At 38.7% G+C, this 26,291-nt stretch carries 27 protein-coding genes and 1 pseudogene; 3 read left to right on the forward strand and 25 right to left on the reverse strand.

Annotation, left to right across the window (positions count from 1 at the left end):
- The 19 genes from UNSWCS_RS07410 to UNSWCS_RS07500 form a co-directional block, all read right to left on the reverse strand.
- Window positions 1-1,059: an N-acetylneuraminate synthase family protein gene (locus UNSWCS_RS07410; protein WP_021087974.1), complete on the reverse strand. Its 1,059-nt coding sequence runs from the start codon at window positions 1,057-1,059 to the stop codon at window positions 1-3.
- Window position 1,060: 1 nt separating this feature from the next.
- The gene (locus UNSWCS_RS07415) at window positions 1,061-1,735 is read right to left on the reverse strand and encodes a cytidylyltransferase domain-containing protein (RefSeq protein ID WP_021087955.1); all 675 of its coding nucleotides are present in this window, start codon (window positions 1,733-1,735) and stop codon (window positions 1,061-1,063) included.
- On the reverse strand, window positions 1,732-3,300 hold the full coding sequence (locus tag UNSWCS_RS07420) for an NTP transferase domain-containing protein (RefSeq protein WP_021088009.1): 1,569 nt from the start codon (window positions 3,298-3,300) through the stop codon (window positions 1,732-1,734). Before UNSWCS_RS07420 ends, UNSWCS_RS07415 begins: the two co-directional genes overlap by 4 nt.
- Window positions 3,300-4,481 carry a DegT/DnrJ/EryC1/StrS family aminotransferase gene (locus UNSWCS_RS07425; protein ID WP_021088010.1) on the reverse strand — a complete coding sequence of 394 codons (1,182 nt, stop codon included), beginning with the start codon at window positions 4,479-4,481 and terminating at the stop codon, window positions 3,300-3,302. Before UNSWCS_RS07425 ends, UNSWCS_RS07420 begins: the two co-directional genes overlap by 1 nt.
- Window positions 4,482-4,555: 74 nt before the next feature.
- Window positions 4,556-5,191 (reverse strand): class I SAM-dependent DNA methyltransferase, encoded by a 636-nt coding sequence (locus tag UNSWCS_RS07430; protein WP_021088026.1) that lies wholly within the window; start codon window positions 5,189-5,191, stop codon window positions 4,556-4,558.
- Window positions 5,191-6,267, reverse strand: a complete 1,077-nt coding sequence (locus UNSWCS_RS07435; RefSeq protein WP_021087979.1) for an iron-containing alcohol dehydrogenase family protein — start codon at window positions 6,265-6,267, stop codon at window positions 5,191-5,193. The genes UNSWCS_RS07430 and UNSWCS_RS07435 overlap by 1 nt, the downstream gene beginning before the upstream one ends.
- 5 nt (window positions 6,268-6,272) lie before the next feature.
- Entirely contained in the window at window positions 6,273-7,856 is a 1,584-nt protein-coding gene (gene argS, locus UNSWCS_RS07440) for an arginine--tRNA ligase (RefSeq protein ID WP_021087983.1), read from the reverse strand.
- Window positions 7,857-7,865: 9 nt separating this feature from the next.
- Window positions 7,866-8,087 (reverse strand): twin-arginine translocase TatA/TatE family subunit, encoded by a 222-nt coding sequence (tatA, locus tag UNSWCS_RS07445; protein WP_021087958.1) that lies wholly within the window; start codon window positions 8,085-8,087, stop codon window positions 7,866-7,868.
- A 51-nt stretch (window positions 8,088-8,138) separates the two neighbouring features.
- Entirely contained in the window at window positions 8,139-8,750 is a 612-nt protein-coding gene (gene gmk / locus UNSWCS_RS07450) for a guanylate kinase (protein WP_009294763.1), read from the reverse strand.
- Window positions 8,751-10,271 carry a hypothetical protein gene (locus UNSWCS_RS07455; protein ID WP_021087959.1) on the reverse strand — a complete coding sequence of 507 codons (1,521 nt, stop codon included), beginning with the start codon at window positions 10,269-10,271 and terminating at the stop codon, window positions 8,751-8,753.
- A 56-nt stretch (window positions 10,272-10,327) separates the two neighbouring features.
- The gene (gene fliR, locus UNSWCS_RS07460; protein ID WP_021087988.1) at window positions 10,328-11,089 is read right to left on the reverse strand and encodes a flagellar biosynthetic protein FliR; all 762 of its coding nucleotides are present in this window, start codon (window positions 11,087-11,089) and stop codon (window positions 10,328-10,330) included.
- Between the two features lie 90 nt (window positions 11,090-11,179).
- Complete coding sequence (locus UNSWCS_RS07465; protein ID WP_002941236.1) at window positions 11,180-11,824, reverse strand: ABC transporter ATP-binding protein; 645 nt, start codon at window positions 11,822-11,824, stop codon at window positions 11,180-11,182.
- Window positions 11,824-12,888: a translation elongation factor Ts gene (gene tsf / locus UNSWCS_RS07470; RefSeq protein WP_021088021.1), complete on the reverse strand. Its 1,065-nt coding sequence runs from the start codon at window positions 12,886-12,888 to the stop codon at window positions 11,824-11,826. The genes UNSWCS_RS07465 and tsf overlap by 1 nt, the downstream gene beginning before the upstream one ends.
- Window positions 12,888-13,676, reverse strand: coding sequence for a 30S ribosomal protein S2 (gene rpsB / locus UNSWCS_RS07475; protein WP_002941277.1), 789 nt, complete (start codon window positions 13,674-13,676; stop codon window positions 12,888-12,890). The genes tsf and rpsB overlap by 1 nt, the downstream gene beginning before the upstream one ends.
- Before the next feature lie 190 nt (window positions 13,677-13,866).
- Entirely contained in the window at window positions 13,867-15,006 is a 1,140-nt protein-coding gene (gene iadA, locus UNSWCS_RS07480; RefSeq protein WP_021088014.1) for a beta-aspartyl-peptidase, read from the reverse strand.
- Between the two features lie 10 nt (window positions 15,007-15,016).
- The gene (locus UNSWCS_RS07485; protein WP_021087977.1) at window positions 15,017-15,226 is read right to left on the reverse strand and encodes a hypothetical protein; all 210 of its coding nucleotides are present in this window, start codon (window positions 15,224-15,226) and stop codon (window positions 15,017-15,019) included.
- On the reverse strand, window positions 15,216-15,935 hold the full coding sequence (gene pgeF, locus UNSWCS_RS07490) for a peptidoglycan editing factor PgeF (RefSeq protein ID WP_021087970.1): 720 nt from the start codon (window positions 15,933-15,935) through the stop codon (window positions 15,216-15,218). The genes UNSWCS_RS07485 and pgeF overlap by 11 nt, the downstream gene beginning before the upstream one ends.
- A gap of 10 nt (window positions 15,936-15,945) precedes the next feature.
- Window positions 15,946-16,560 (reverse strand): riboflavin synthase, encoded by a 615-nt coding sequence (locus tag UNSWCS_RS07495; protein WP_021088005.1) that lies wholly within the window; start codon window positions 16,558-16,560, stop codon window positions 15,946-15,948.
- Between the two features lie 103 nt (window positions 16,561-16,663).
- Window positions 16,664-17,572, reverse strand: coding sequence for an AraC family transcriptional regulator (locus tag UNSWCS_RS07500; protein ID WP_021087966.1), 909 nt, complete (start codon window positions 17,570-17,572; stop codon window positions 16,664-16,666).
- 225 nt (window positions 17,573-17,797) lie between these two features.
- Between UNSWCS_RS07500 and UNSWCS_RS07505 the strand changes: the two genes are divergently transcribed.
- The 3 genes and pseudogenes from UNSWCS_RS07505 (at window position 17,798) to UNSWCS_RS07515 (ending at window position 20,444) form a co-directional block, all read left to right on the forward strand.
- Window positions 17,798-18,817 carry an alpha/beta hydrolase gene (locus UNSWCS_RS07505; protein ID WP_021087972.1) on the forward strand — a complete coding sequence of 340 codons (1,020 nt, stop codon included), beginning with the start codon at window positions 17,798-17,800 and terminating at the stop codon, window positions 18,815-18,817.
- A 45-nt stretch (window positions 18,818-18,862) separates the two neighbouring features.
- Window positions 18,863-20,010, forward strand: a pseudogene (locus UNSWCS_RS07510) (iron-containing alcohol dehydrogenase).
- Window positions 20,011-20,090: 80 nt separating this feature from the next.
- Window positions 20,091-20,444 carry a cyclophilin-like fold protein gene (locus tag UNSWCS_RS07515; protein WP_021087993.1) on the forward strand — a complete coding sequence of 118 codons (354 nt, stop codon included), beginning with the start codon at window positions 20,091-20,093 and terminating at the stop codon, window positions 20,442-20,444.
- Window positions 20,445-21,124: 680 nt separating this feature from the next.
- Here the strand turns inward: UNSWCS_RS07515 and UNSWCS_RS07520 are convergent.
- The 6 genes from UNSWCS_RS07520 to fabG all read right to left on the reverse strand — a co-directional run bounded on the left by UNSWCS_RS07520 (window position 21,125) and on the right by fabG (window position 26,283).
- Window positions 21,125-21,967, reverse strand: a complete 843-nt coding sequence (locus UNSWCS_RS07520) for a YwqG family protein (RefSeq protein WP_021088008.1) — start codon at window positions 21,965-21,967, stop codon at window positions 21,125-21,127.
- Between the two features lie 11 nt (window positions 21,968-21,978).
- Window positions 21,979-22,833: a CbrC family protein gene (locus tag UNSWCS_RS07525; protein WP_021088031.1), complete on the reverse strand. Its 855-nt coding sequence runs from the start codon at window positions 22,831-22,833 to the stop codon at window positions 21,979-21,981.
- 203 nt (window positions 22,834-23,036) lie between these two features.
- Window positions 23,037-23,972, reverse strand: a complete 936-nt coding sequence (gene accA, locus UNSWCS_RS07530) for an acetyl-CoA carboxylase carboxyl transferase subunit alpha (protein WP_021087975.1) — start codon at window positions 23,970-23,972, stop codon at window positions 23,037-23,039.
- 1 nt (window position 23,973) lies between these two features.
- Window positions 23,974-25,185: a beta-ketoacyl-ACP synthase II gene (locus UNSWCS_RS07535; protein WP_021087956.1), complete on the reverse strand. Its 1,212-nt coding sequence runs from the start codon at window positions 25,183-25,185 to the stop codon at window positions 23,974-23,976.
- A gap of 34 nt (window positions 25,186-25,219) precedes the next feature.
- Window positions 25,220-25,453 carry an acyl carrier protein gene (acpP, locus tag UNSWCS_RS07540; protein ID WP_021087986.1) on the reverse strand — a complete coding sequence of 78 codons (234 nt, stop codon included), beginning with the start codon at window positions 25,451-25,453 and terminating at the stop codon, window positions 25,220-25,222.
- 86 nt (window positions 25,454-25,539) lie between these two features.
- Window positions 25,540-26,283: a 3-oxoacyl-ACP reductase FabG gene (fabG, locus tag UNSWCS_RS11855; RefSeq protein ID WP_021087971.1), complete on the reverse strand. Its 744-nt coding sequence runs from the start codon at window positions 26,281-26,283 to the stop codon at window positions 25,540-25,542.
- Between the last annotated feature and the right edge of the window lie 8 nt (window positions 26,284-26,291).

Genomic DNA, 26,291 nt, shown 5'->3' on the forward strand with positions numbered 1-26,291 from the left:
CTACTCCACCATATTCCATTTTAAAACATCATCTTCACTTATATTACAAAACGCTCTTCTACCTACAATATCATCTATAAATTTAGGACTTATCCCCATTGCTGGTCTTTTAAAGGTGAGATCATCTCTTTTTATAATATCACCTTTTTTAATATCTTTTGATGCTACCAAGCTTCTTCTAGCATTATCTCTAGCTAGTTTTTCATCATCAAGCGCACTAACTTCAAATTTTCCTAAAATTTTAAAAGTTTCTTCTATATCTTTTTTAAATTTAGTTAAATCATTTTTATCCATTGCGTGATAATGATCATTTCCAGTCAAGGTCTTATCATGAGTAAAATGCTTTTCAATAATAGTAGCCCCAAGCAAAATTGCGTTTTTACAAACTTGCATATCTTTTGGCAATGTATGATCACTATAGCCTATAATTTTATCAGGAAATGCTCTTTTTAGCCCAAGTATCATGCCCAAATTTGCATTTTCATCAGGAGTTGGATAATTTAGCACACAATGAAGTAGAGCCAAAGTATTGCCTGCTCTTTCTATCCAGCTAACCGACTCTTGTATTTCGTATAAAAAACTAGCGCCAGTGGATAGTATTATTGGTTTCTTAAAGTTGCATATAAATTCTATAAAAGGCTTATTTGTTATGTCGCTAGATGAAATTTTAAAAACATCCATCAGATCATTTAAAAATTTAGCGCTCTCAATATCAAATGGGGTGCTAAGAAATTCTATACCAACTTTATCACAATGGCTTTTAAGCTCTTCCATCTCTTTTTTCCAGAATTTATCATGTTTGCAAAAAAGTTCATATTGGCTTGCAATAGGCTCCTTTCTAGTATCCCAATAAGCAGGAGAATTTTTGGAAGCTATCGTATTTGCTTTATATGTTTGAAATTTAATCGCATCAGCACCACCTTCACATGCTTCTTCAATCAACCTTTTTGCAATTTGCATACTTCCTTCATGATTAACACCAGCTTCAGCTATTATAAAAGGCTTATATAGCTTTGGCTCATAGGGATTTATGCTATTCATAAAATCTATAAGTTTCACTTTATTCTCCAAAAATTTTAACTAGCTCTAAAGAATTAACATTAATATCAAAATCTTTCATTACTAACTTATAATAGTCATCAAGCGTATCTATATCAAATTTTAGATCAGGTCTTTTCAAATTTTCATCATTAGGATCAAATGTTTTTATTATATACTTTTCTTGATTGTCCCAGATATACGACAACGCATGTTCTTTATGCTCAGTCAATGTAACTTTATGAAAAATATCAAAAAAAAGCTCCGAAGATATTATTTCTGCACCAAGACCATCTGGGTATAAATTACCTCTTGGTATATGATTGTAAGCGTAGTCACAATTATTATTTTTATAAAATTTGATTAGATTATCTATCTCTGCTGGATCTATCAGTGGATTATCTGCACAGATTCTAACAAAATGTGTAGATAGGGTACCCTTGAGAGCATCATAAAATCTTTTTAAAACATTATTTTCATCACCCCTAAAAATTTTTACATCTAAGCCTTTTAGATATTTTTCTAAAATATCATTTTCCTTAGTATCAGGTATAGCAACGATAATCTCATCTAAAGACGATCTTTGAACTCTCTTTACAACCCATTCTATTACTGGGTGCCCATTTAAATTTAACATCATCTTACATGGTAATCTTTTAGATCCTATTCTAGCTTGAATAACACCAGTTGTTTTCATAGCAGCTCCAAGATTTTAGAAATAACTTTATTCTTGTTGGATCTAAAATCATATTTTTTGATATTATTAAACAAAAGCTCCCTATAATCTATATCTTCAACCAATTTTTTAAATTTTTCTTCTAGTTTTATGGCTGTTTTTTTATCAAAAACACCAAGATTGATAAAACCGTTTTGAAGGGATGTGAATGTATGAGTAGCCTCTCTCTCATGATGAGATATAACAATAGTTGGAATATGCATATCTGCTAGTTCATACGTAGTTCTACCATTTGATGAAATAGCGATCTGACACTCTTCCATTATTTTTGATATAGCAACACTATTAATAAATAAAAAAATATTTTTATATTTACAATTTGCAATAAAATCTTTCAACTCTTCTTCGTAAGCATATGCACTTCCACAAACTATATTTATTTTTATTTCAAATTCTATACATGTTTTCAATATAGACTTTAATGCCACTAGTGTTAAATTATTTGGATCACTACCACCAAAAGACAATAAAATACTATTTACATTTTTAAAATTATCATTTCGCTTTGCATCATCAAATTCATCTCTTAATAGTGTATATTTATGCCCCCAAAAATAGTTTTTTCCATCTTTTTGTGGAATTTCAAATAATTCATTAAACACCAAATCAACATATCGTGAACTTTCGCTTATATCTTCAAAACTTACAATTTTTACATTGGCATTCTTAAGACTATGAATATACATTTCATCATTATTAAGGCAATCATTTATAACAAGATCTGGTTTTAAATCAAGAATTGTTTTTAGCATATTACTTGACGAAAAAACTTTATGGTATTTAGAAGCAATATTATTGACAGCAAAGTTATATTTTTCATCACAAACAAAAATTATCTCATGGTCGTTTATTTCTTTTGCTATAGTTAACGACCTATAAATATGCCCCATTCCAATACAAGAATCCCCTATAACATTAAACACTATACGTTTTCTTCTTAAAATTTTCTCACATACCCACCAATCTTGATAGCTTTCGATCTCTATACATTTTTCACTATCTAGAATATACGGCTTAAAATCTTTTAGCGCGAGGTTTTTTTTTGAAAATATATAAAACGCCTTTAACTCCCCATAAGAAACATCTCTTTCGATAGGTTTTAGTGTATCATTCTCCATAAAAAAGATATTTTTATTGTTAGATTTAACTGACATTAAAATTTTTAAACTATCTCTTTTAAAAGTAGCATAAGCATCTTTTAAAATTTCACTATCGACAAGTGGAGTGTTCGCTCTATAAAGAAAAATATTATCTTCTTTATATGACTTTACAATGGAATATATTATTTCTAAAATATTCTCAGAATTTAAGCGCAGGTCTTTGTCTTTATAAAAATTAATACCATTTCTATCACATATTAAAGAAATTTCTTCAGAGTCGGTAACTACTAAAATCTTATTTGTGATATCCAGTGCTGTATTTATAGCTCTTTGAAAAAGAGTCACTCCATTTAGCTTTCTAACTAATTGATCTGGAATAACAGCATTTTTTTTAATTGCAGGAATTACTAAAAGTAAATTATCCATTAAAGTCCTAATTCTACTGCTACTTCTTTTGTTGATTTTATCATATAAGAAAAATCATCATCACTCATCCAATGATGAAACGGAAAAGAGATCATGTTATCAAAAAAAGTATCAGAATTTGGACAATTTGCATTGCCAAATCCTAGCTTTCTATATAAAGGATAACGGTTTAGTGGACAGTATTGAACAACACATTTTATGCCCTTTTCATATACCAATCGCTCCATCATTTGATCTCTCTTATTGTCTTTAATATATGCAACCAGCAGATGATAATTATGGCTCTCATTGTCTACTCTATGAAAAACAATACTTCTAAATTCCTTTAAACTATCTATAAAATCTACAGCTCTTTTTCTCTTAAACTCATTCATCTGATCAAGCCTATCAAGCAGTTTTGTTCCCAATGCACATTCTACTTCACCTAAACAATAGTTATTTGGCATCAAATCTATACCATTTAAATTTGGGATATCAACATTACCCATTGCTGGTTTCCAGTATTCTTTTCTTTCACCTTCAAAAGCACAATGTCCGTTATGCCTCAACATTGGAATTATATCGGCATATTTTTTATCCTTAACTGCTATAATCCCGCCTTCTCCAAGTGTTGTAATATTTTTATGTGAATGAAATGAAAAAATACTAAAGTCACCAAAAGTTCCGGCTTTTTTACCATGTGTTTCGGTCCCCATTGCTTGGGCAACATCTTCAATTAATAAAATATTATTTTCTTTTGCAAACTTGGCAATTTCTTCAATATCTGGGATCATAAAACCATAGAGATGAACGACAACGATTACTTTAGTATTTTTAGTAACACATTTTTTTATATTTTTTAAATTTACAACTCTAGTATCTAGGTCTATATCACACCAAACAACTTTTGCTCCCTTTTTGACAAAAGGATAAACACTGGAAGTAAAGGTATGAGACGGAGCAATAATTTCATCATTTTCTTTAAACAAACAAAGCTGAGCAGCCAATTCAAGAGCCGCAGTAGCATTACAAACACTAAATGCAAAATCATTTCCATTATACTCACAAAATGCTTTCTCGAATTTATCCCTATATATTCCTTGAGTTAGTGGATCTGCATCTTGCATAGTTTCCAAAACAACATTCAACTCTTCTTTGGTATACTTGTGACCAGTTCCACTAAAATTTATTTTAAATTCCATAATATTGTCTCAACTTTCTATATCGCATACTCTATATAAAAATATTTATAGAAGTAAATATCATTAAAGCAAAATCAAAAATATTGTTTTGATTTAGCAAAAACAATTACAGACTTTTGCACACTAAGGCTAACATGTTCTACAATTTCAAAATAATATCTTATACTATCCAACAATTCGGATTCACTTTTGACAAATCCTATTGGATCATTTGGCAAATATAGGCTTATCATAAAATAATCACTGACTTCAGATATCTCTTTTAGCAATTTTTTATAATTTGAAAAATAAGAAAAAGCCTCGCTTGAAAACACCAAGTCTAATTTACCACCCCCCTTGCAAATGCCTCTTGTTAATATCAAATCAGAAAAAGCTCCTATATTATTTATGTCACACACAACAAAATCAATATCGTTAAACCTTTCTTTTGCAACATCTATGGCAGTTTGAGATATATCTATGCCCAAGCAAGTATTGTTTTTTTTCTTTAAAATATGTGTTAGAGCCCCTTTACCACAGCCAATATCTACTATAGTATTAAAATTATACTGATTTAAAATTTCTAAACATATCTTACGCTGTAATTGCCTACTATCATCTTGATGCCATGAATCAAATTTTTCAATAGACTCATGTGCATACATATTTTCAAAATCACCTATAAAAGTGCGCTTTTCTACATCAAAAACATACTTATGATACTTTGCCATTACATTTTCCTAAATATTTCTTTTACTTTTTCAAAAGTCAAAATATTTTTAAATCGATCCCCTAAGGCATTATTTAATGGCTTTTCATGAATTATAGTTGATGCATAAAGCTTTTTGTATATATCTTCAGAAACACTACTGGCAATTCCTCTAGGGATACTAACATTTTGTTTTTTTGCCATCATCCAAAATTCTTCCAATTCATTTGGATAAAATTCATCCATTGCAGTCATTGCGATACAGTTTCCAATACAATGATGCGTATCAAAAACAACGCTAAGACCAGCAGAAAATGGATGAACTAATCCGACATAACTGTTTGCTATCGCACATCCACCAAGGTATGAAGCAACCATTAATTTTTCCCTATTTTCATCACTCATCATATCTTTACTTAAAAATATTTCTCTACATAAATTTATGGCTTGATGAGAAAAGGCATCGCCTATTGCATTACGATAACTACCATTTAGTGATTCAATACAGTGTAAATAAGTATCCATTCCGGTATAAAAATACTGATCTCTTGGTACACTTTTTGTTAAATCAGGATCTAAAATAAGTTGATCATATATGGTAAAATCACTATTCATTCCAAGCTTTAAACCATTTTCAGGATTTGTCATAACACAAGTTCTACTAGCTTCAGCCCCAGTGCCAGAAATTGTTGGTATACCTATCTTATAAACAGCTTGATTTTTTACTAAATCCCATCCCTGGTAGTCTTCGGCATTTCCTGGATTTTTTAATAAATTTGCTATTGCTTTTCCAGTATCAAGAGTGCAACCACCACCCAATGATACAATCGCTTTTGGATTTATTTTATTTTTTACAAGCAAATTATCTCTTAAAAGATTAATACCTTTAGTTTTAGGCTCATCCTTTGTCTGAACAAAGAAAATTTCATCTTTATTTGTTATAGGCAAATTTTCTAAAATTTGATTACCTTTAAAATATTCATCAATAAAATACACAACATAATTATCACCTTCGGTTCTAGTGTCCAAAATTGACTTCAGATTAGAAATAGATCCTTTGCCAAATATATATCTTAAAACATTTTTTGAATTATTCATGCTGGTTACATCCTATCTTTAGCTGTGATTCCCATTATATTAAACGCTGTTTTTATCGAGACAGCAACGACCGCAAAGACTTTCAACAAACTATCTTCGTTTTCGTTTCCAACCACGCGGTTTTCATTATAAAATTTGTGAAAGCTAGCAGCTAGTGACTTTAGATAGTCTGGTATTTTTTGAAGCTGCCTTGAAGCAAAAGCATCCTCTAAAATTTCAGATAAAATAAGCGCCTCAAAAAGTAAATTTTTAGCATTTTCATCTAGGCACTCAAAGTCTGCATTTATCACGTCACTAACGCTTTTTCCAGCTTTTGCAAAGACCTGATTTATCCTAGCGTGAGCGTAATTTATATAAAAAATAGGGTTTGAGCTATCCTCTTTTTTAAGCTCATCCACGTCAAATTCCAAACTACTCGTATTTGCCTTGCTTATAAAGATAAATCTAAGCGCCTCAGCACCGATCTCGCTTGCGATATCACTCATAAGCACGGCATTGCCAGCGCGCTTGCTCATCTTGTATGGCTTACCCTCTTTTAGCAGGCTAACCATCTGCATAAGTATCACTTCAAGCCTATTTTCGTCGTATCCAAGGAAATTTATCGCAGCCTTTAGCCTTGCGATATATCCGTGGTGGTCTGCGCCCCAAATGTTTATATAGTGGTCAAAATTTTTCTCAAATTTAGCGTTATGATAGATGATGTCACCAGCTAAATATGTCGGTCTGCCGTCATTTCTAACCACAACCCTATCGTTATCGTCGCCAAGTGTGGTAGAAGCGATATAGGTAGCGCCCTCTTTTTCATACATTTGATTTGAGCGTTTTAGCTTCTCTATAGTTGGCATAAGATGGCCGTAAAGGGCTTTTTCACTAGCCCAGCTCTCTATAAAAATGCCAACATCAGCCAAGTCTTTTTTGATGATCTCAAGCACGATATCCTTGCCAAACTCAGCAAGCTCAAGGTTTCTGCTCTCGTCATAAAAAATTTCCTTGCCAAATTTCTCATTTGCAAGCTTAGCAATATCTAAAATATAATCCCCGCGGTAGTATTTCTCTGGATAGACGACGCTTTCGTTAAAAAGTAGCTCTTTGGCTGCAAGTGATATCGATGTGCCAAGCAGATCTATTTGATTGCCCGCATCGTTTATGTAGTATTCTGTTGAGATAGCGTAGCCAAGTCTTTTGCCAAGTCTTGCTAAAGTATCGCCATAAACTGCGCCTCTAACGTGTCCGATGTGAAGCGGCCCAGTCGGATTTGCGCTGATGTATTCTATTAAATAGCTGTCTTTTTTCACATCTTCTTTTGCAAAATTTTCACTATCTAGCAAAATTTGCTTTGAAATTTCATCTAAAAATTCGCTCTTAAGCTTGAAATTTAAGTAGCCATTTACCGCGCTAGCTTCCACTATCTTGCTATCACTAAATTTATCAGCAAACTCGCTAGCTATTATAGCCGGCGACTTTCTTAGCTCTTTTGCGAGGCTAAAAAGTGGCGTCGCATAGTGGGCTAAATTTTTATCCTTTGGCTTTTCAAGCACAAATTCTCGCTCTAAAACCTTTGAAATTTCTGCTTTTACTTTATCTTTCAACTCTAAAACCTACGCGTTTTTAGTTGTTTCTTCTATCTTTTGACTAGCTGCACTCTCTTCTTTATGCTCGACTTTTTCGCTCTTTTCAGGTGTTGTGTCCTCCATCTCAGCTTTAAAAGTCTTTATGCCTTTACCTAGTCCTTTCGCAAGCTCTGGGATCTTCTTTGCTCCAAAAAGTAATACAATGATCGCTAAAACGATCAACCAGTGGCCAATACTAAAAGAACCCATCTTTTCTCCTTATCAAATTTTCTCAAAATATTATCATAAATTCCTGAATTTCTAACAATCTATCCACTCGTCGATGACGTTTCTTAAGTTTATCTTAGCACTTTTTAACCTCATCGCTCGGAGGATTGATTTTAGCCCTTTATAGCTCTTTTCTATATCATCATTTACTAAAAAATAATCATACTCTAAAATATGCTCCATCTCACCAACTGCGTTCATTAGGCGATTTTCTATCGTCTCATCGCTATCTGTTCCGCGGTTTTTCAAGCGCCTTTTTAGCTCTTTTTTATTTGCAGTTGTTATAAAAACTGAAGTGATGTAGCTTTTAAATTTCTCAAGTGCGATGTGAAAGCCCTGCACATCGATGTCAAATATCACTATCTTTCCAGCTTCAAGCGCTGCTAAAACTGGCTTTAAGCTCGTGCCATAGTAGTTTTTATGCACCTGCGCCCACTCTAAAAACTCGCCTTTTTCTATGCCACTTTTAAATTCATCTTCTTTTATAAAATAATAATCCACCCCATCAACTTCGCCTTCTCTTTTGGCTCTTGTTGTGCTTGATATAGAAAAATATAGGTCTTTCTCTTCCTTTAAAAGACGACCCAAAAGCGTGCTTTTACCGCTTCCACTAGGTCCTGAAACTACTAAAATTTGTCCTTGCAACTACTTTTCCTCGAAACTTATATTTATCTTGATGTTCATATCTTTTAGCACATCTCTTAGTGAGCTTTCATTTAGTGACTCGTGGACGTGTTTTGTGATCTTTTTAGTTAGCTCTTCTTTGTAGTCTTCTTTTGCATCATTTTTTAAGCTTGTTTGAGGTATATCTTTTAGTCCAAATGCCGCTAACATCGTGTTTTCATCTATATCATCTATCGATACCGCGTCAAAATTTAACTCACTTGATGCTGCGTCTTTGCTCTCTTCTTGTGCGTTTTCTTCTTGAGCATTTTCTTCTTCAAAAGCTTCATCCACAAGGCCTAGATCTTCTTTGACTTCTGGCTCGCTAACATCTTCTAGCTCTTCTACTGGCATCTTGTTAGAAGCGTTTTCGCTCTCGCTAGGCTCTAAATTTTCTAGCTCCTCACTTGAAATTTCATCCAAAGCCTCTTCTTCTATATCTTCTTCTACTTTTTCATCATCTACTTGAATTTGCTCTTCATCAGCCTCAGAGATCTCATCTAAATTCTCCTCATCTTTAGGCTCATCTTCTAAATTTAGCTCATTTTCAAGGCTATCTTCATCATCAAATTTAGCTAGCTCGTCTAAATTTAGCTCTTCTTGCTCTAAATTTTTAACATCAGTCTCTTCGCCATTTAGCTCTTCATCAAGCGAATCGATCTCACTAAGCTCAAATTTACTCTGATCTATCTCGTCAAGCTCGCTACCCGCATTCTCTTCATCAACCAAGCCTGCAACGTCATTTTGGCTAATAATATCATCTAAATTTTTATTCAGCTCTTCATCTGCTTCAGACTCTTCTGGCATATTTTCTATCTCGTCGACAAGCGCGCTAAGCTCTGCTAGATCACCATCTTTGCTCTCTTCACTCTCATTTGCATCGCTTATCGCTTCACTAGTCTCTTCATCCACGCTCTCATCAGCAAGGTCTTCGCTAGCAAGCTCTTGCAGGTCCTCAAACTCTTCTAAAGACTCCACATCGCTAGCTTCATTTTCCTCTTGCAAGTCGCTCTCGTTAATCTCCTCACTTGGGCTATCTATGCCACTTTCTAAAAGCTCTTTGTCAAGGTCTGCAAAATTTTCTAAATTTGTATCGATATCAGGCAGCTTAAACCCTGACATCTCGTCAAAATTTATAGCCTCGTCGCTAAAATCGCCAAAGTCGCTTTCGCCTTGCTCGCTAGCATTTTGTTCGGCAGCTGGCTCATCTTTTGGGATATTTTGCTCAAAAACACTTATAAATTCAGTCGGTAAAAATGGTTTTTCAAGCATCAAAGTAGCAAATTCTGGTTTGCTCTCGCCACGACTTGCTAGATACATCACCTTTTTATCTGTAGCTAGCTCGCTACTATCCACGTCACTGTCGATTATGATAAAGTCAAACTGAGCATCGTCAAATCCATTTAGATCCTCAAATTCGCTATATTCGGTGCCGATTTTATTCAGACTTAAAGTTATCAGACGTGAAACTGCTGGATTTTTATTTATTAGAGCAACTTTCATCATCCCTCCTTGTAATAGTAAAAGCCTATTCTATGATAAATTTCATTGCTATTTTCTTAAAAAAACAGAGCCGGCAGATCATTTATCACTTTTAAAAGTAGGTCACTCATTATCTTCATAATGCCTGCTAAAATGGCTATCAAAACGGAAAATCCGATCGTCACTTTGATAGGATAGCCGATGACTAGTAGGTTAAACTGCGGCATCGTCTTCATGAGCATGCCAAAAATGGAGTCTGAGAGCAAAGAGAGGGCGATGATAGGAAATGACATGATAAAGCCAAACATAAATAAATTTGTAAATAAATTTATCGCATAGCTCATGATGCCAGGGCGTGGATAAAAATCACCAAGTGGCACCGCAGCAAGCGAGCTAGCGTAAAACTGAAGGAGCAAATGATGTCCATCAAATGCCAAAAATGTAAGTAGAGCGATGAAATTTATAACATTTGCTATGACTGGAGAGTTTGTGCCAGTTTGTGGATCAAACACCGACGCCATCGAAAAGCCCATGACCATCGAGATTTGCTCGCCTGCCATTTGAAGCGTGGCAAAGATGATGGTTAGCATAAGACCTGCACTTAGACCCAGCATAACCTCGCCTAAGATCTCGCCGATTAAGAAATTTATAGAGTTTGCATGAGCTTTTGAGATGGGAAATAGCACGACGCAAAGGACAAAGACTAAAAGCGTTTTTACACTAAGAGGAATTTGATTGTGTGAATAAAATGGGAAAAAAACTATGAGACCACTTAGGCGTGCAAACAAAAGCATAAAAACTATTGTCTTATCGGCTCCAAAAAATTCTACTAGTTCCATTTTGCTCTTTTAAATTTTTTACTAATTTTACAAAATTTTACTTTGTTTTTTAAATTTAAGCGGTCGTTTTTAAAAATTTGAAGCTAAATTTTAAGAAATTTGCACAAGCTCTTTGTTCTCAAGCTTGTATGAGTTGTCGCATTTCGCGGCTAGGTCGTTGTCGTGAGTGACTAGAACAAGGGCAGCGTTATTTTCATTTATATAGTCAAATAAAACTTGCATCACTTCATTTGCTGTTTGCTTATCAAGGTTGCCAGTTGGCTCGTCTGCAAAGATGATCTTTGGCTTTTTGGTAAGCACTCTAGCGATACTGACACGCTGCTGCTGGCCGCCGCTTAGCTCACCAACTTTTTGGTTAATAACGCTTGAAATTTTAAGTGCTTCAAGATCATTTTTTTCTATATTTTCGCCAGATAAGATGCTTGCAAGCTCGATATTTTCATAAGCACTAAAACCTTTAAAAAGATAGTGCGACTGAAAAATGATACCAAAATGAAGCCTTCTAATGGCCAAAAGCTCGTTTTGAGAAAGCTCATATATTGATCTGTCTTGGTAGATGACCTCGCCAAAATTTGGTTTTAAAAGTGTTGAAAGTATGTGTAAAAGCGTTGATTTACCACAACCGCTAACGCCTGTTATCGCGATGCTTTGTTTTTGATTAAGAGTTAAATTTATATTGTTAAAGAGCGTATAATCATACGCAAAGCCTAGATTAGACGCTCTTAAAATTTCCATTAGCCTATTTGAGCAGCAACTTCTGCAGCAAAGTCATCTACTTTTTTCTCTAAGCCTTCGCCAAGCTCGAAACGAACGTATTTTACGATCTCAATCTTGCCGCCAAGCTCTTTGCCTTTCTCTTCGATAACTTGTTCGATAGTCTTTTTATCGTCCATTACATAAAACTGACCTAAAAGTGTAAGGCGTTGATCAAGCACTGTGTTATCAGCATAAAATCTCTCGATCTTACCAGGGATGATCTTGTCCCAAATTTTCTCAGGTTTGCCCTCAGCTTTTAGCTCTTCTTCGATCGCTTTTGTAGCTTTTGCAAGCTCAGCCTCACCTATCTGGCAGCGGCTAGCATACTCAGGGATGTGGTGAAGTGGCTTGCCTAGGCGTTTTAGCTCTTCATTTTCTTTTTCAAGCTCAGCGCGAAGTGCGATAAATTCTTTCTCAACAAAATCTTTATCAAGGTCTTTGTAGCTTATAACGCTTGGCTTCATAGCAGCTGCATGCATACATAAATTTCTTATAAATTCAGCTGCTTTGTTTGCAACTTCAGCACTTTCGCAAGCTGCACCGATAAGCACGCCAACACGGCCATTTGAGTGAACATAGCCATTTACCACGCCCTTGTCATCAGCGCTAATGGTCTCAAAGCGGCGAACTACAAGGTTTTCACCGATAGTTGCAATCTGAGTTTTGAAGTATTCTTCAAATTTAACACCGTTTAAAGTGCTTGTATTTAGCTCTTCAACTGTTTTTATGCCACTTGATTGGATGTGAGCTGTTGTGTCTTTTGCAAGCGCTTGAAACTGTGGATTTCTAGCAACGAAGTCAGTCTCAGAGTTGATCTCGCTGATAGTTGCTTTTTTGCATTTTGAGCAAACTTCAACGCTTACTAAGCCCTCGCTTGCAAGACGGTCAGCCTTTTTAGCCGCTTGACCTAGGCCCTTTTCGCGAAGGATATCAACAGCTTTTTCCATGTCGCCATTTGCTTCGCTAAGTGCCTTTTTGCAGTCCATCATGCCAGCTCCGGTTGATTCGCGGAGCTCTTTTACCATTTGTGCAGTTATTTCCATTACTCTTCGTCCTCGCCAAAGTCTTCTTCGCTCATAGCCTCAGCTACAACTGCGTCTTTCTCATCTTGGCTTACTTCTTCGCCAGCAGCTTGCTCGCCACCATCTTGCTCAAGAAGTGATTTGCCTTCATTGATCGCCTCAGCCATCTCTTGGCAGAAAAGCTGAACAGAGCGTATCGCATCGTCGTTTCCTGGGATAGGATAATCAACAACGTCAGGATCGCAGTTTGTATCGATCGGGGCTACAACTGGTATTTTTAGGCGATTTGCCTCTTGAACGGCGATTTTTTCTTTAACTGTATCAACAACAAATATCATATCAGGTAGGCTTTTCATATTGCGGATACCGCCAAGAGTTGCGATAAGTTTCTCTTTTTTGCGGCGAAGCATCAAAGCCTCTTTTTTAGTTAGTAAATTTATCGAACCATCTTCTTCCATAGTCTCGATAACTTCTAGTTTGCGGATAGATTGGCGGATAGTACCGAAGTTTGTCATCATACCACCTAACCAGCGGTGATTTACATAAGGCATTCCACATTTTTCAGCGTACTCTTTGATAGCGTCGATAGCTTGTTTTTTAGTACCGACAAATAGCACTGACTTGCCTTCAGCAGCTGCGTCACGAACGATGTTGTAAGTGTAGCGGAAGTAGCGGATAGTCTTTTGTAGATCTATAATATAGATACCTTTTCTCTCGCCAAAGATAAATTTTTTCATCTTTGGGTTCCAGCGGCGTGTTTGGTGACCAAAATGTACGCCACACTCTAATAAATCTCTCATAGTTACCATGAGTTTCTCCTTGTTTTAGGCATTTTGCCTTGAATTTAGTTTTATCCTCCACGACCATTAATGCTTTCGCACAACCAAATTTAGGATTGTCGTGTGTGAAATAAAGCTTGGATTATATTTAAACTTGGCTTTATTGAAGCTAAATTTAAAGATTTCTTTAGCTAAAAATAAAGCTCAAATTTCTTTAAATTTACTCGAAAAAGCCTTTTTTTACGACTTTTTCGTCTTTAACGCAAAACTCGCCTTTTGCGATCACATCGTATAAATTTAGCTCCTCGTCAAAGACGCAAAGATCAGCGTCATTGCCAACTTTTATCTCGCCTTTTTGGCTTAAATTTAGATATCTCGCCACATTTTTGCTCATCAAAGCCAAAGTATCTTCTATCTTTAAAATTTTATTTCTTACCAAAGCTTGCAATACCTCTAAATTTGACGCACATGACGCGCAGCCATATCCCACTAGCTCGCCATTTTCGTTAAATTTAGGCACGCTACCGTTGCCATCAGAGCTCATCGTTAGGCGCTCTAAATTTAGCCCATTTTCAAGGCCGTAAGCCACCACCTCGTGAAGCGGGGCAAATTTACTTCCGCCGCTTGTGATATCGATGTTTCCGCCCATTTTTTGAAATTTCAAAGCCTCATTAAACAGGTCTTTCGTCCTAGCGCAGTGTGTCGGCGAGAAGTAATGAACTGGAAATTCGTAGTCTTTTATCACCTTAAATACGTTGTCAAATTTCTCGCTTAGTCCGCCCATGTGCATGTGAAGCACACCGCCTTTTTTAGAGACCATACCGCCTATGCGTATCTTGCTTAGTATCTTGATGAGCTCCTCTTTTGAGACGTAGCTGCCGCGGTTATCGGTCAGTGCGATCTTTACGCCGATCACTTTGTCGATTAAAATGAGATCCTTTGCGATGTCGCCAGTAAATGTCACACAGGGGCTTGCGTATGAGCCGGTGTGGATGAAGGTTGAAATGCCCTCAAACTCGAGTGCTTTTGCCTTTGAGTAGAGATTTTCCAAGCTTCTAGTAACCCCGTCAGTCCCCAAAACGCCTACAAGCGTCGTAGTGCCGTATTTTACGATCTGACTAAGCGTGATCTCAGGCGTTCTTGAGTGATATCCAGCCTCGCCGCCACCACCCGTGATATGCACGTGCTGATCAATGAGACCTGGAGCTAAAACCTTGCCCTTTAGGTCATAAATTTCTAGCCCTTCTACGCTAAAGCTTAATCCCTCGCCGATGGCTAAAATTTTACCGCCACCTACCAAAACATCGCACTTGCCAAGAAATTTTGGCGTGTATAGATTAGCATTTTTAAGCAAAAGCATCTTTTCTCCTTTATTTGCTAAGTTGTACTTTCTCTTCTATCTCCATCAGTTTTATAAAAATTTGCTCCACATTTTCCCTATCCACGGCACTTAACTCCAACTTTTTTGAGCTAAGAAGCATCTGCACAAACTCTTCGTTCATAAGCTGCTCAAAGCCCAAATTTCTAGCATTTTGAGCTATTTTTGCCGCTAGTGGATTTTTAAAGCTCTCATATCCCATTTTTATCCTTAAATTTGACCGCAAATCCGCAAAATCTACCACACACGCCGTCTCTTCGGTACGAAAAATATCTCTCGTCGCAGTGCGTGCAGACTTCGCTAAAGTTTAAATTTTTAACCCCAAGTGCCTTAAATTCATCCCTCAAGGCCGCATTCATATCAAAATTTCTACCTATCTTATATGCGTTAAATTCCCCAAGATCAAGCTCGCCCACCTCGTAGCAGCCGCCTTTTATATTTGCCCCGACAAAGACGCTCATTTCATCTGCTTTTGAGCCAAATTTCTCGCCCATGAGCGTAACTGCTTTTGTGCAAATTTTTAGCGTCACACCAGCTCTTCCTGCATGAGCCACGCAGATAGCGCCCTGCCTCTCATCTATCATCACAACAGGCGAGCAGTCCGCCACCAAGACGCAGATGCCGATATCGCTTAAATTTGTGATCACAGCGTCGCACTCTGGTAGCTCGTCGTCCTCGTTTTCAAGGACAAAGACCTTGTCTGAATGAACCTGCTTCATAAATTTAAGCTTTTTCACGCCTAAATTTTGAGCTAAAATTTCTCTATTTTTGATGACATCTGCTGGGTTGTCACCCACGTGATCGCCTAAATTTAACGAGTTAAATTTACCCTCGCTCACGCCGCCAAGCCTGTTTGTAAAGCCAGCAGTGATACCATTTTTATCAAAAACGATCTCTAAATTTTCACACATCTTCGCTCACTTAGTAGAGGCTCGAAATTCTCTCGACCTCGTCCCAGCTAAGGCCGCCATTTTGCTTAGCCTCAAGCATCCTAGCCACGTAGCGAGCCAGCAGGTCGCTCTCGATATTTACGCGTCTGCCGACCTTGAAAGTGCCAAAAAGGCTATCTCTAAACGTGATCGGTATGATGGTTAGCCTTATGCCCTTTGGCAAAATTTCATTTATCGTAAGGCTCACGCCCTCGACGCCCAACGAGCCCTTGTTTGCCATCAGAGCCATCGCCTCACGTGGCAGGTCGATGTAGAAATCAACGCCGTTTTCATGCTTGTTTATGGCCGAGATCACGCCGATAAAGTCGATGTGCCCTTGCATCAAATGCCCATCCACGCGCTCTCCAAGCTTCATCGCGGGCTCGATATGCACCAAGCCACTTAAATTTTCAACCGCGACATTTGCCCTGCTCTCTGCGCTTAGCTCCACGCTAAAGCCATCATCGTATAGTTTGGTTACACTTAAGCAAGCGCCATTTACTGCGATACTGTCGCCTAAATTTGGACGAAATTTAGCCTTTAGCCTTAAAACATTTTGCGAGTAGCTAATGACCTCGGCAAGTTCCCTGATTAAGCCATTAAACATATTTTGCCTTTAAATTTTTTAAGGATTTTACTAAATTTTGCCTAAATTTGGCGCATGGATGGCTCTGCTAGTTTTGTGAAATTTAAACCACACCAAAATAAATTTATGACGCCACGCCAGAGCGTAAAATTTCGCTATGAACTTTAGGTGGCATGCCAAACATCCTTGCGTATTCGCGGCTAAACTGCGACGCGCTCTCGTATCCCACGTCAAATGCAGCCTGCGCAACGCCGATATTTTTATTTACGAGCAGATTTTTGGCCTCTTCAAGGCGGATCTTTTTTTGAAAGGCTACTGGGCTTAGCGAAGTTACGATTTTAAAGTTATGGTATAGCGAAGACTCGCTCATATCGCACTCTCTAGCGACATCTTTCATGCTTAATTTTTGCGAAAACTCGTTTTTTATCTTTGCTACGGCTTTTGAAATTTTATTTGAAACGCTGCCTTGCATCGCAAATTTACTTAAAAAATAGCCGCTTTTGTCGTTTGTTGCGAGCATGTAAAGTATCTCTTTTTTAGCAAGGTCTGAGAGAAATTTGACCTTATCCTTTGGCTTTTCTAGCAACCAAACAAACCTCAAAACAGGCTCTAAAATCTCATCCGTTAGATCGCCAAAGAATATGCCTTTTTCGCTTTTTTGTAGGCTCTGCTCTTTTACATCCACGCCTTTTAGCACTTCATAGACCTCATCTAGGCTAAATTTAATGCAAAGCGAGATGTAGGGCTTCTCTTTTGAGGCGTCTGTTAGGCTTACATTTAAGGGCACATGAGTAGAAGCTAGCGCGTAGGTTCGCTCGTCATATCCATACATCTCATCGCCAAAGCCTATCGCCTTTGCTCCCTGCAGTATTATGCACAAAGACGGCTCATAAACCGTGCTGATAAAATCATGCGTTTTGTCGCTGATATAAAAATCAAGCGAGCCAATGTTGCTTTGCGTAGATCCCACTATGCCGTATCTATCCAATAAAAACTCTTTTGTCTGCTCTTTTAGTAAATTTACATCAGCCATTTTCGCGCTCCCCAAGTCAAATTTTGCAAAATTATACAGCTTTTTAGAAATTTTGCAGGATTAGGCATGAAATTTAGAGGATCGTTCTAACGTAAAATTTATGATACAGATATAATGCACTACAACAAAAGGGTATACGGGACAAGTAAAATCCAAAGCTCGCCAAAATATCAAAAATTTATGTCGGCACTTGTAGCGTCAAGTTTTATTTTAGGAGGCAATTTAATGGCTAGTACAAACGTAGTAAAATCACCGCTAGAAGCGGTATCTATGGTAAGCGAGTGGGACAAAGTTTTCGCTAAAAGCGATAAGGTAGATCACAAGAAAGTTAAATTTAAAAATCGTTATGGTGTTGAGATAGTAGGCGATCTTTATACGCCTAAAAATTTGCATGGCAAAGCAGCTGCGATCGCAGTTAGCGGACCTTTTGGCGCGGTTAAAGAGCAATCAAGCGGCCTTTACGCCCAAACTTTAGCCGAGCGCGGCTTTATCACGCTTGCCTTTGATCCAAGCTACACCGGAGAGAGCGGCGGCGAGTCAAGAAATTTAGCAAGCCCAGAGATAAACACTGATGATTTTAGCGCGACGGTGGATTTTCTAGGCACCAAGAGTAATATAGACCGAGATAAAATCGGCATTTTAGGCGTATGCGGCTGGGGCGGTTTTGCTCTAAACGCAGCTCTAGCAGATCCTCGCATAAAGGCGGTTGCAACCAGCACGATGTATGATATGACGCGAGTGATGGCAAAAGGCTACAACGATAGCGTGGGCGCCGATGAGAGATATAAAACTAAAAAGAAGCTAGCCGAGCAACGCTGGGTCGATCTCCAAAATGGCAAACCAGCATATACTGGTGCAATAAATGTTGATCCAAAAAAGATAGACGCGAGCACGCCGCAGTTTATCGCTCAGTATGCGGACTATTACCGCACGCCACGCGGCTATCACAAACGCTCTGTAAATTCAAACAGCGGTGAGAGCGGTTGGATCATCACAAATCCTATCTCGTTTATAAATATGCCAATCCTTGCCTACGCAAGTGAGATGAGAACTCCAACCCTTATCGTAGCCGGCGAGAAAGCGCACTCAAGATACTTTAGCGAGGACGCTTTTAAATCTCTTGGCAATAAAAATAAAGAGCTAGTTATCGTCCCTGGCGCCGTGCACACAGATCTATACGACAATAAAAACAATAAGATCCCATACGATAAATTTGAGGAATTTTTCAAAGCAAATTTGAAATAACCCGCTGCCCCTGCACCTTGCGGGGGAAATTTAAAAAGGAAAACAATGGAAAATTTTACATTTTATAACCCAGTAAGAATAGAATTTGGCAAAGGCAAAGAGGCTCATATCGGCGAGTATATGAGAGAATTTGGTGCTAAAAAAGCCCTTGTGCTATACGGCAGTGAGCGCGTAAAAAAGAGCGGACTGCTTGGCGTAGCAACAGATAGTCTAAAGGCAAATGACATCGAATTTACTGAGCTTGGCGGCGTAAAGTCAAACCCGGTGCTAAGCAAAGTAAATGAAGCGATCAAAATAGCCCGTGAATTTGGCGCCGATAGCGTGCTAGCTGTTGGTGGCGGCTCAGTGCTAGACTCTGCAAAGGCAGTCGCTGCCGGAGCTAAATACGATGGCGACGTGTGGGACTTTTTCGTAGGTAAAAATCCGGCCGAGTCGCTCATGGTATTTGACATCATCACGCTTGCGGCAACTGGCTCTGAGATGAATCAAAACGGCGTCGTGACTAACGAAGCTGCTAAGTTAAAGCTTCATCTGGGCGCGCCGTGCCTTTTCCCAAAAGTATCTGTCCTAAACCCGCAGCTACAAGCCACCGTTAGCCGCGACTATCTAGTTTATAGCGCAAGCGACGTTATCGCGCACAGCATCGAGGGCTATTTCACAGCTACAAACTATCCGCTAATCGCCAGAATGCAGGTAGAAGCAAACATCAAAACCATCATCCGAACGACTGAAATTTTGCTTGCAAACCCTGATGACTACGACGCTAGAGCTGAGTTTGCCTGGGCTGCGACGATGGCGCTAAATGGCATAACTATGATCGGTACTTCAGGCATCGAGTATCCAAACCACATGATCGAGCATGCGATGAGCGCGATAACAGACTGTGCGCACGGAGCTGGACTAAGTGTGGTTATGCCTGCGTGGATGATGTGGTATAAGGATAGAAATTTAGGTGTATTTGAGCGTTTTGCGAGAGAAATTTTTGGGCTTAAAACCGCAGATGAGGGTATAGAGGCGCTAAAAGTGTGGTTTGACAAAATAGGCACTCCAACAAGACTATCGCAGCTAAAGATAGATAGCGAGGCGCTTATAAATGAGTCGCGGGTGTGGCCTATGAAAACGCAAAGGCGTGGGCGATGCAAGAGCTCTATCCAAAGAAAAATATCGTCCAAATCCTTGAACTGGCAAAATAAATTTAAAGTGAGTCAAAATGAGAAAAATTTTAGCCATCTTTATGCTTTTTGCGGGGTTAAATTTGGCAGCAGGAGAGAAAATGCAAAATTTAAAGATAATCCTAAAGAGCTCTAACGGCGAAGCGACGGCTATCCTAGACGATACGGCAGCAGCAAGAAGCTTTGTCGCACAGCTGCCGCTAACGCTAAATTTAGAGGACTACGGCGGACACGAAAAGGTCGCTAAGCTGCCAAAACCGCTTGATACAAGAGGCGCTCCGAGCGGCAGCGACGGTAAAAAAGGTGAGATCTCGTACTTTGCTCCGTGGAACAACTTTGTCATCTACTACGGCTATCAGCCCTATTATGAGGGCATCGTGCGCTTAGGCGTGATCGAGGGCGACGTGAGCTCGGTCGCAAAAGACGGGCAGATCAAGATCGAGCTAGTAAAATAATATAAATTTTAGGCGGCTTGAAAATCTTGATAAATAAAATTAAAACGCTTAAATTTTAGTTAAAAAAGACAACTGCCGCCCACGACAAAGTGGGCGATAAAATTTTTGCAGACGTCTGCCTAAGATCACGCTACTTTTTGGCGCGGCATACACATCACGCAGGGAAAAATTTACACTGGCGCAGCGGACAGCAAAAAAATAACGTAGATAAAGCATTTAAATGAAGAAAAATACGAAATTGATCAAAAATTTGCCTTTGATTTTGGTATATTTTATTTGCCAATGACGGTAGAAAGAGCTTTTGCAGTAAAATGAAGCACTTTGTGCATATGGCTAACTTTTTAGTGGTTGCACCAAAAAATTGCAAGTATAACTAATAAAAGATTGCAAAAATTCACTGAAAGTGCGAGATGATTAGCAAGCAGAAATTTAAAGAACATAAAGGGCGCTGGAAATTTTAGCGATGAGCCGCTAGTTTGGTAGCAAAAACTTTTTATAAGATAAATTTAATTGGCAGCAAATTATAAAATTTTAAATTTGATCTAAGTAGCATAAATTTAATCTGCCATTTGCCTTTAAATTTACATATTCTAAGCGCGAAATTTATATGGCTCGCCAAAAACAACAATAATAATTTTACTACCAGACGCATGTCAAAATCTTTTGGCTAAATTTCGCCCCTAGCTCGTCTGCAAAACTAGCCACGTCTTGCTAAAGTCGCGCGCCGCCAGGTCGTCCTTCTTTATCCATAGATAAACTCTGCCATCTCCGTCCCAGTCCATGTCGCTATCCCAGTCGCTATCTATCTGCAAAAGCAGCTGCCATTGGGCAGCATTTTTCTCAAACTCCGCGATATTTGGATGGTGATAAGCGCTACCATCGCCGCAGTCAAGGCTATTTGCCACGAGCTCGCACTCTAGCTCCATGCCGTCTTGGATGTTGTCAGAGTGGCCAAGTAGCTTGTTTTCTTTGGCCTGCCAGCTTGGCTCGATGATCTCGTGATAGGCCTCCCACTCCTCCTCGCTAAATTTGCCAAATGGCACGAGCGAGCTTTGCAAACTTGGCAAATTTAGCTCATTTTTAAAGCTAAGAGAGCGTGCTCCAAATTTGAAATTTCCACTATCCATGTTTTGGCGAGCAAGCTGGTCTTGAACTGCCTCACTAAAGATCACGGCAAAGCCCTTTTTATCAGCAGGGTCGTAGCCCCAAATGCGTAAATTTATATCATAAAAAAGATAGAGCATGCCACTTTTTGGCAGGAGCCCGTCGATGTCAAATTTGCTAGCTTCAGCAAAATTTATCTGCGCCACAAAGCTAAGCGCGCCGTTTTCATTTGAGGGCCAAGGCACGCTAGCTGGCAGATCTGGCTGCCCGCCAAATTTAGACGCCCCAACAGCGATATCACCGTCATCTTTAGCCTGCGTATCTATCTTTATAGCATTTTTGGCCATTGGCTTTAAAAACTCGAAAAGCCCATCCAAACCGCGCTCTTTGCAGCCTTTAGAAATTTCATTTAGATCCATATTTTTCCTTTCTAGCAAGCATCAATGTAAATGTGATACTTTTTGCAGTGCAAGCAGTGAAACAAATACCCAGCAAAATCGCCGCCCGCTACGAGCAGCTCGCGAGCCATTTTCGCGTCGTAATCGTCCCTTTTTGCGTAGTCATCAAAGACCTCGTCTGCGATGCCAAGCTCCTCAAGCTCCTTCGTGCCCACATAGCCCAAAAATGCGCAATAATCATCACAGCACGCCACCCAGTGCTCGCCCTGCCAGCTCTCATAGCCAGGTGTTCTTTCAAAGAGCTCCTCATCTTTTTTGGCGTCATCTGTGGCAAGCTTGTCGGCATCTTGCACAAAGGTAGCGTCAAATTTCTTGGCAGCTGCGCCATTTGCGATGCAGGCTGGGCAAAGATAGGTGACGTCTTGCTCGCTATAGACGCCATTGTTGTAATAAATTTCTGTGTTTTTACCGCAACACTCGCAGATGACACTCATATCATCTTTAAATGCGCCAGTTTTTAATGGCTCTGGGTGATAGCGAAATTTTGGCAAGGTGGCAGCCTTTGCCTTTTGGGCTAAAATTTGCTCTTTGCTCTTTGGCCTTGGCACCGCCCATTTGTCGCCCTCATCCACAAACTGCGCAAGGTAGCCAAGCGTTTTTAGCTGCTTTTTGTCGTTTTTATCGTGTATCTTTAAAAGTAGCTCGTAAGCACTCTTTTGCATAGACAAAAGTTGATAAATATCGACTAAAACGCTCTTTGCTTGCATATCCTCGCTTGCCTCAAGCTCTTCTTTGAACTGATACAAAGCTTCCACGCTCGCCGCATTGCCGTTATTTTTGTAGTAATCTTTTGAAAGCTTTATATATTTTTCTTGAAATTTATCCACAAATAGCCTTTATGAAATTTGCTAAGAATTTTAGCTTTAAACACTTAAAAGTTGCATAGATGAGTTAATAAAATTTAAAAGAGTGGGATAAAAATATAAAATTGTTTAATTTTTAAAATTTAAAAAAAGGCACATTAAATTTAGCGTAAAGGAGGCCGCAAGCGAATTTAATTAAACTTTCAACTCACTTGCGACTATAAATTTTACTCTTCGTAAGCCCCAATAGAGAGGATTTTGTCTATTCTTTTTGCGACAAGCTCGTTTATATCAAGCTTCTCAAGCTCGGCTAGCTCTGAGATGAAGTAGTTTGCAAGTGCCTTTGCTGCGCCATCTTTATCTCTATGAGCTCCATTTATCGGCTCGTTTATCACGTCATCTATAAGCGATAAATTTTTTAAGTCATCAGCCGTTATCTTCATAGATTTTGTAGCTTGCTCTTGTTTAGCTGGGTCGTTCCAAAGTATCGCTGCACAACCCTCTGGTGAGATGACTGAAAAGACAGAGTTTTTCATCATGGCAAGTCTATCAGCCACGCCTATTGCTAAAGCACCGCCACTTCCACCTTCGCCGATAACGACAGCTATTATTGGAGTTTTTAAATTTGCAAATTCAAATAAATTTCTAGCTATGGCCTCGCTTTGACCTCGCTCTTCAGCGCCAACACCAGGATATGCGCCCGGAGTGTCTATCAAAAATAAGATAGGTAGATTAAATTTCTCAGCCAATTTTGCTACGCGTAAAGCCTTTCGGTAACCCTCTGGATGAGGCATACCAAAATTTCTTTTTAGTTTATTTTTAGTGCCACGACCTTTTTGCTCGCCTATAACGATAGCCTTTTTACCACCGATATAGCCGATGTAGCAAACTATTGCTGGGTCGTCGCGAAATGCCCTGTCGCCATGGATCTCATAGCCATCAACTAAAAATGAATTTATATAATCAATAGCGTATGGCCTATCTGGGTGACGAGCAAGTTGTAAACGTTGATATTCGTTTAAATTTTTATATACTTTTGATATCTCTTTAGATAGGTTCTTATTTAAAATTTCAACAGCATGTTCATCGCCTCTGATCTTAGCATTTGCTATATCTTCATCAATCTGCTTTATGCTCTTTTCAAAATCTAAATAATTTGACATCTTAATCCAACTTTTTAAATATCACGACGCCGTTTGTTCCACCAAAGCCAAACGAGTTGCTCATGACAGCTTTTATATCAGCTTTTCTAGCTTTATTTGGAACGTAGTCTAGATCGCACTCTGGATCTGGCGTTTCGTAGTTTATCGTTGGAGGGATGATGCCATCTCTCATTGCCATTATAGATATGACTGCTTCGATCGCACCAGCACCGCCAAGGCAGTGTCCAGTTTGACCTTTGGTTGAACTAACCGGTGGGCACTTATCACCAAAAACAGCCTTTAACGCAGCTGTCTCATTTTTATCATTTACTGGCGTTGAAGTACCATGCGCATTGACATAGTCTATCTTTACGCCTTTTGCCATATCAAGTGCTTGCTTCATCGCGCTTAATGGACCTTCAAGTGTTGGTGATGTGATGTGGTGTGCGTCTCCGCTCTCTCCAAATCCAACTACTTCAGCGTAAATTTTAGCGCCTCTTGCAATAGCTGACTCATACTCTTCAAGCACAAGTGCGCCAGCGCCCTCGCCCATTACAAAGCCATCGCGGTTTGCATCAAATGGCCTTGATGCCTTACTTGGCTCATCGTTTCTAGTTGAGAGTGCTTTCATCGCCGCAAAACCGCCTATGCCAACGCCACAGATAGTTGACTCAGCACCGATAACTAGCATATTTGTTGCTTGACCGATCATTATGCATTTTGCAGCTTGTGATATCGCATGAGTGCTTGCTGCACAAGCTGTTACGCTTGATAAATTTGGACCTTTTAGTCCGTGATTTATTGAAACTATGCCACCTAGCATATTTACAAGTGCAGATGGGATGAAAAATGGCGAAATTCTCTTTACGCCTTTTTCAAAATATGTGATTGAGTTTTTCTCAATGTTTGGCAAACCGCCTATACCAGCTGCTGAACTAACGCCAAATTTATGAGCATCAAACTCTTTTAAATTTGCATCAGCCATAGCTTCGTTAGATGCTTTTATGCCAAGCTGTATGAAACGATCTACTTTTTTCACCTCTTTGCCGTCTAAAATGCTATTTGGATCAAAATCAGTTATCTCGGCAGCAATTTTAACAGGGAATTCGCTTACATCAAAGCTCGTGATCTCTTTCACACCTGTTTTACCCTCGCAAATAGCCTTAAAAGAGCTCTCTTTATCAAGACCAAGTGCGTTTATCATGCCAATACCAGTTACAACGACTCGTTTCAATACATCTCCTTAAATCAAACTATGCAAATTTAAATTATTTGCCTAGTTTTTCTATATAATTTACAACGTCTTGAATGCTTACTAATTTCTCTGCTTCGCTATCAGGAATTTCTACTTCAAATTTCTCTTCTAAAGCCATAACTAGCTCTACAACGTCAAGTGAATCAGCGCCAAAATCTTCGATGATTTTAGACTCTAGTTTTACCGCTTGTGGATCTACGCTTAGTTGCTCTACAACTACGTCTCTTACGTCTTCAAATACTGCCATTTAAGGTCTCCTTATAAAAAATGTCTGTTATCTTATAATATTTACGCTTTTATTTATTTTAAATTTCAAAACTTGTTGAAATTTCATTACATATAAAGTCCGCCGTTTATTTTTAGCGTCTCGCCAGTCACGTAGCTCGCGTGATTACTTAGTAAAAATGCAACCGCCTCAGCTACTTCGCTAGCACTGCCAAAGCGTTTTAGTGGGATATTGTCGCTATAAGTTTTTTTCACCTCATCACTTAGTCCATGCGTCATATCAGTCTCGATAAAGCCCGGAGTTACGCTGTTAAAGCGGATATTTCTACTTGCGCCCTCTTTTGCAAAGCTCTTATTCATAGCGATTAGTCCGCCCTTGCTGGCTGAATAATTCACCTGTCCAGCATTTCCCATCTCACCAACGATAGATGCGACGTTTACGACTGCTCCAAAGCGCTTTTTGCTCATCACTTTCAAAGCCTCTCTACATCCTATGAAAGCTGAAGTTAAATTTGCATTTATCACATCTGTAAATTCGCTAGTTTTCATGCGAAGTGCTAGTTTGTCATTTGTGATGCCAGCGTTATTTACGAGGTAGCTTAGCTCTCCGTCGCTATCAACTATCAAATTTATACCTTTTATAAACTCATCTTCGTCTGTCGCGTCAAATTTTATCACTGCAGCCTTGCCGCCATTTTGCTCAATTTCAGCCTGCAAAGCGTCTGCTATCTCAGGCTTTGAGCGGTAGTTTATCCACACTTTTAAGCCCATATTTGCAAGTGTCTTTGCGATCTGTGCGCCGATACCTCTGCTTGCACCTGTTATTAGCACGTTTTTTCCACTAAATTTCATAAATTCTC

The organism is Campylobacter concisus UNSWCS, assembly GCF_000466685.1.
GTDB classification, from domain to species: Bacteria; Campylobacterota; Campylobacteria; order Campylobacterales; family Campylobacteraceae; genus Campylobacter_A; species Campylobacter_A concisus_A.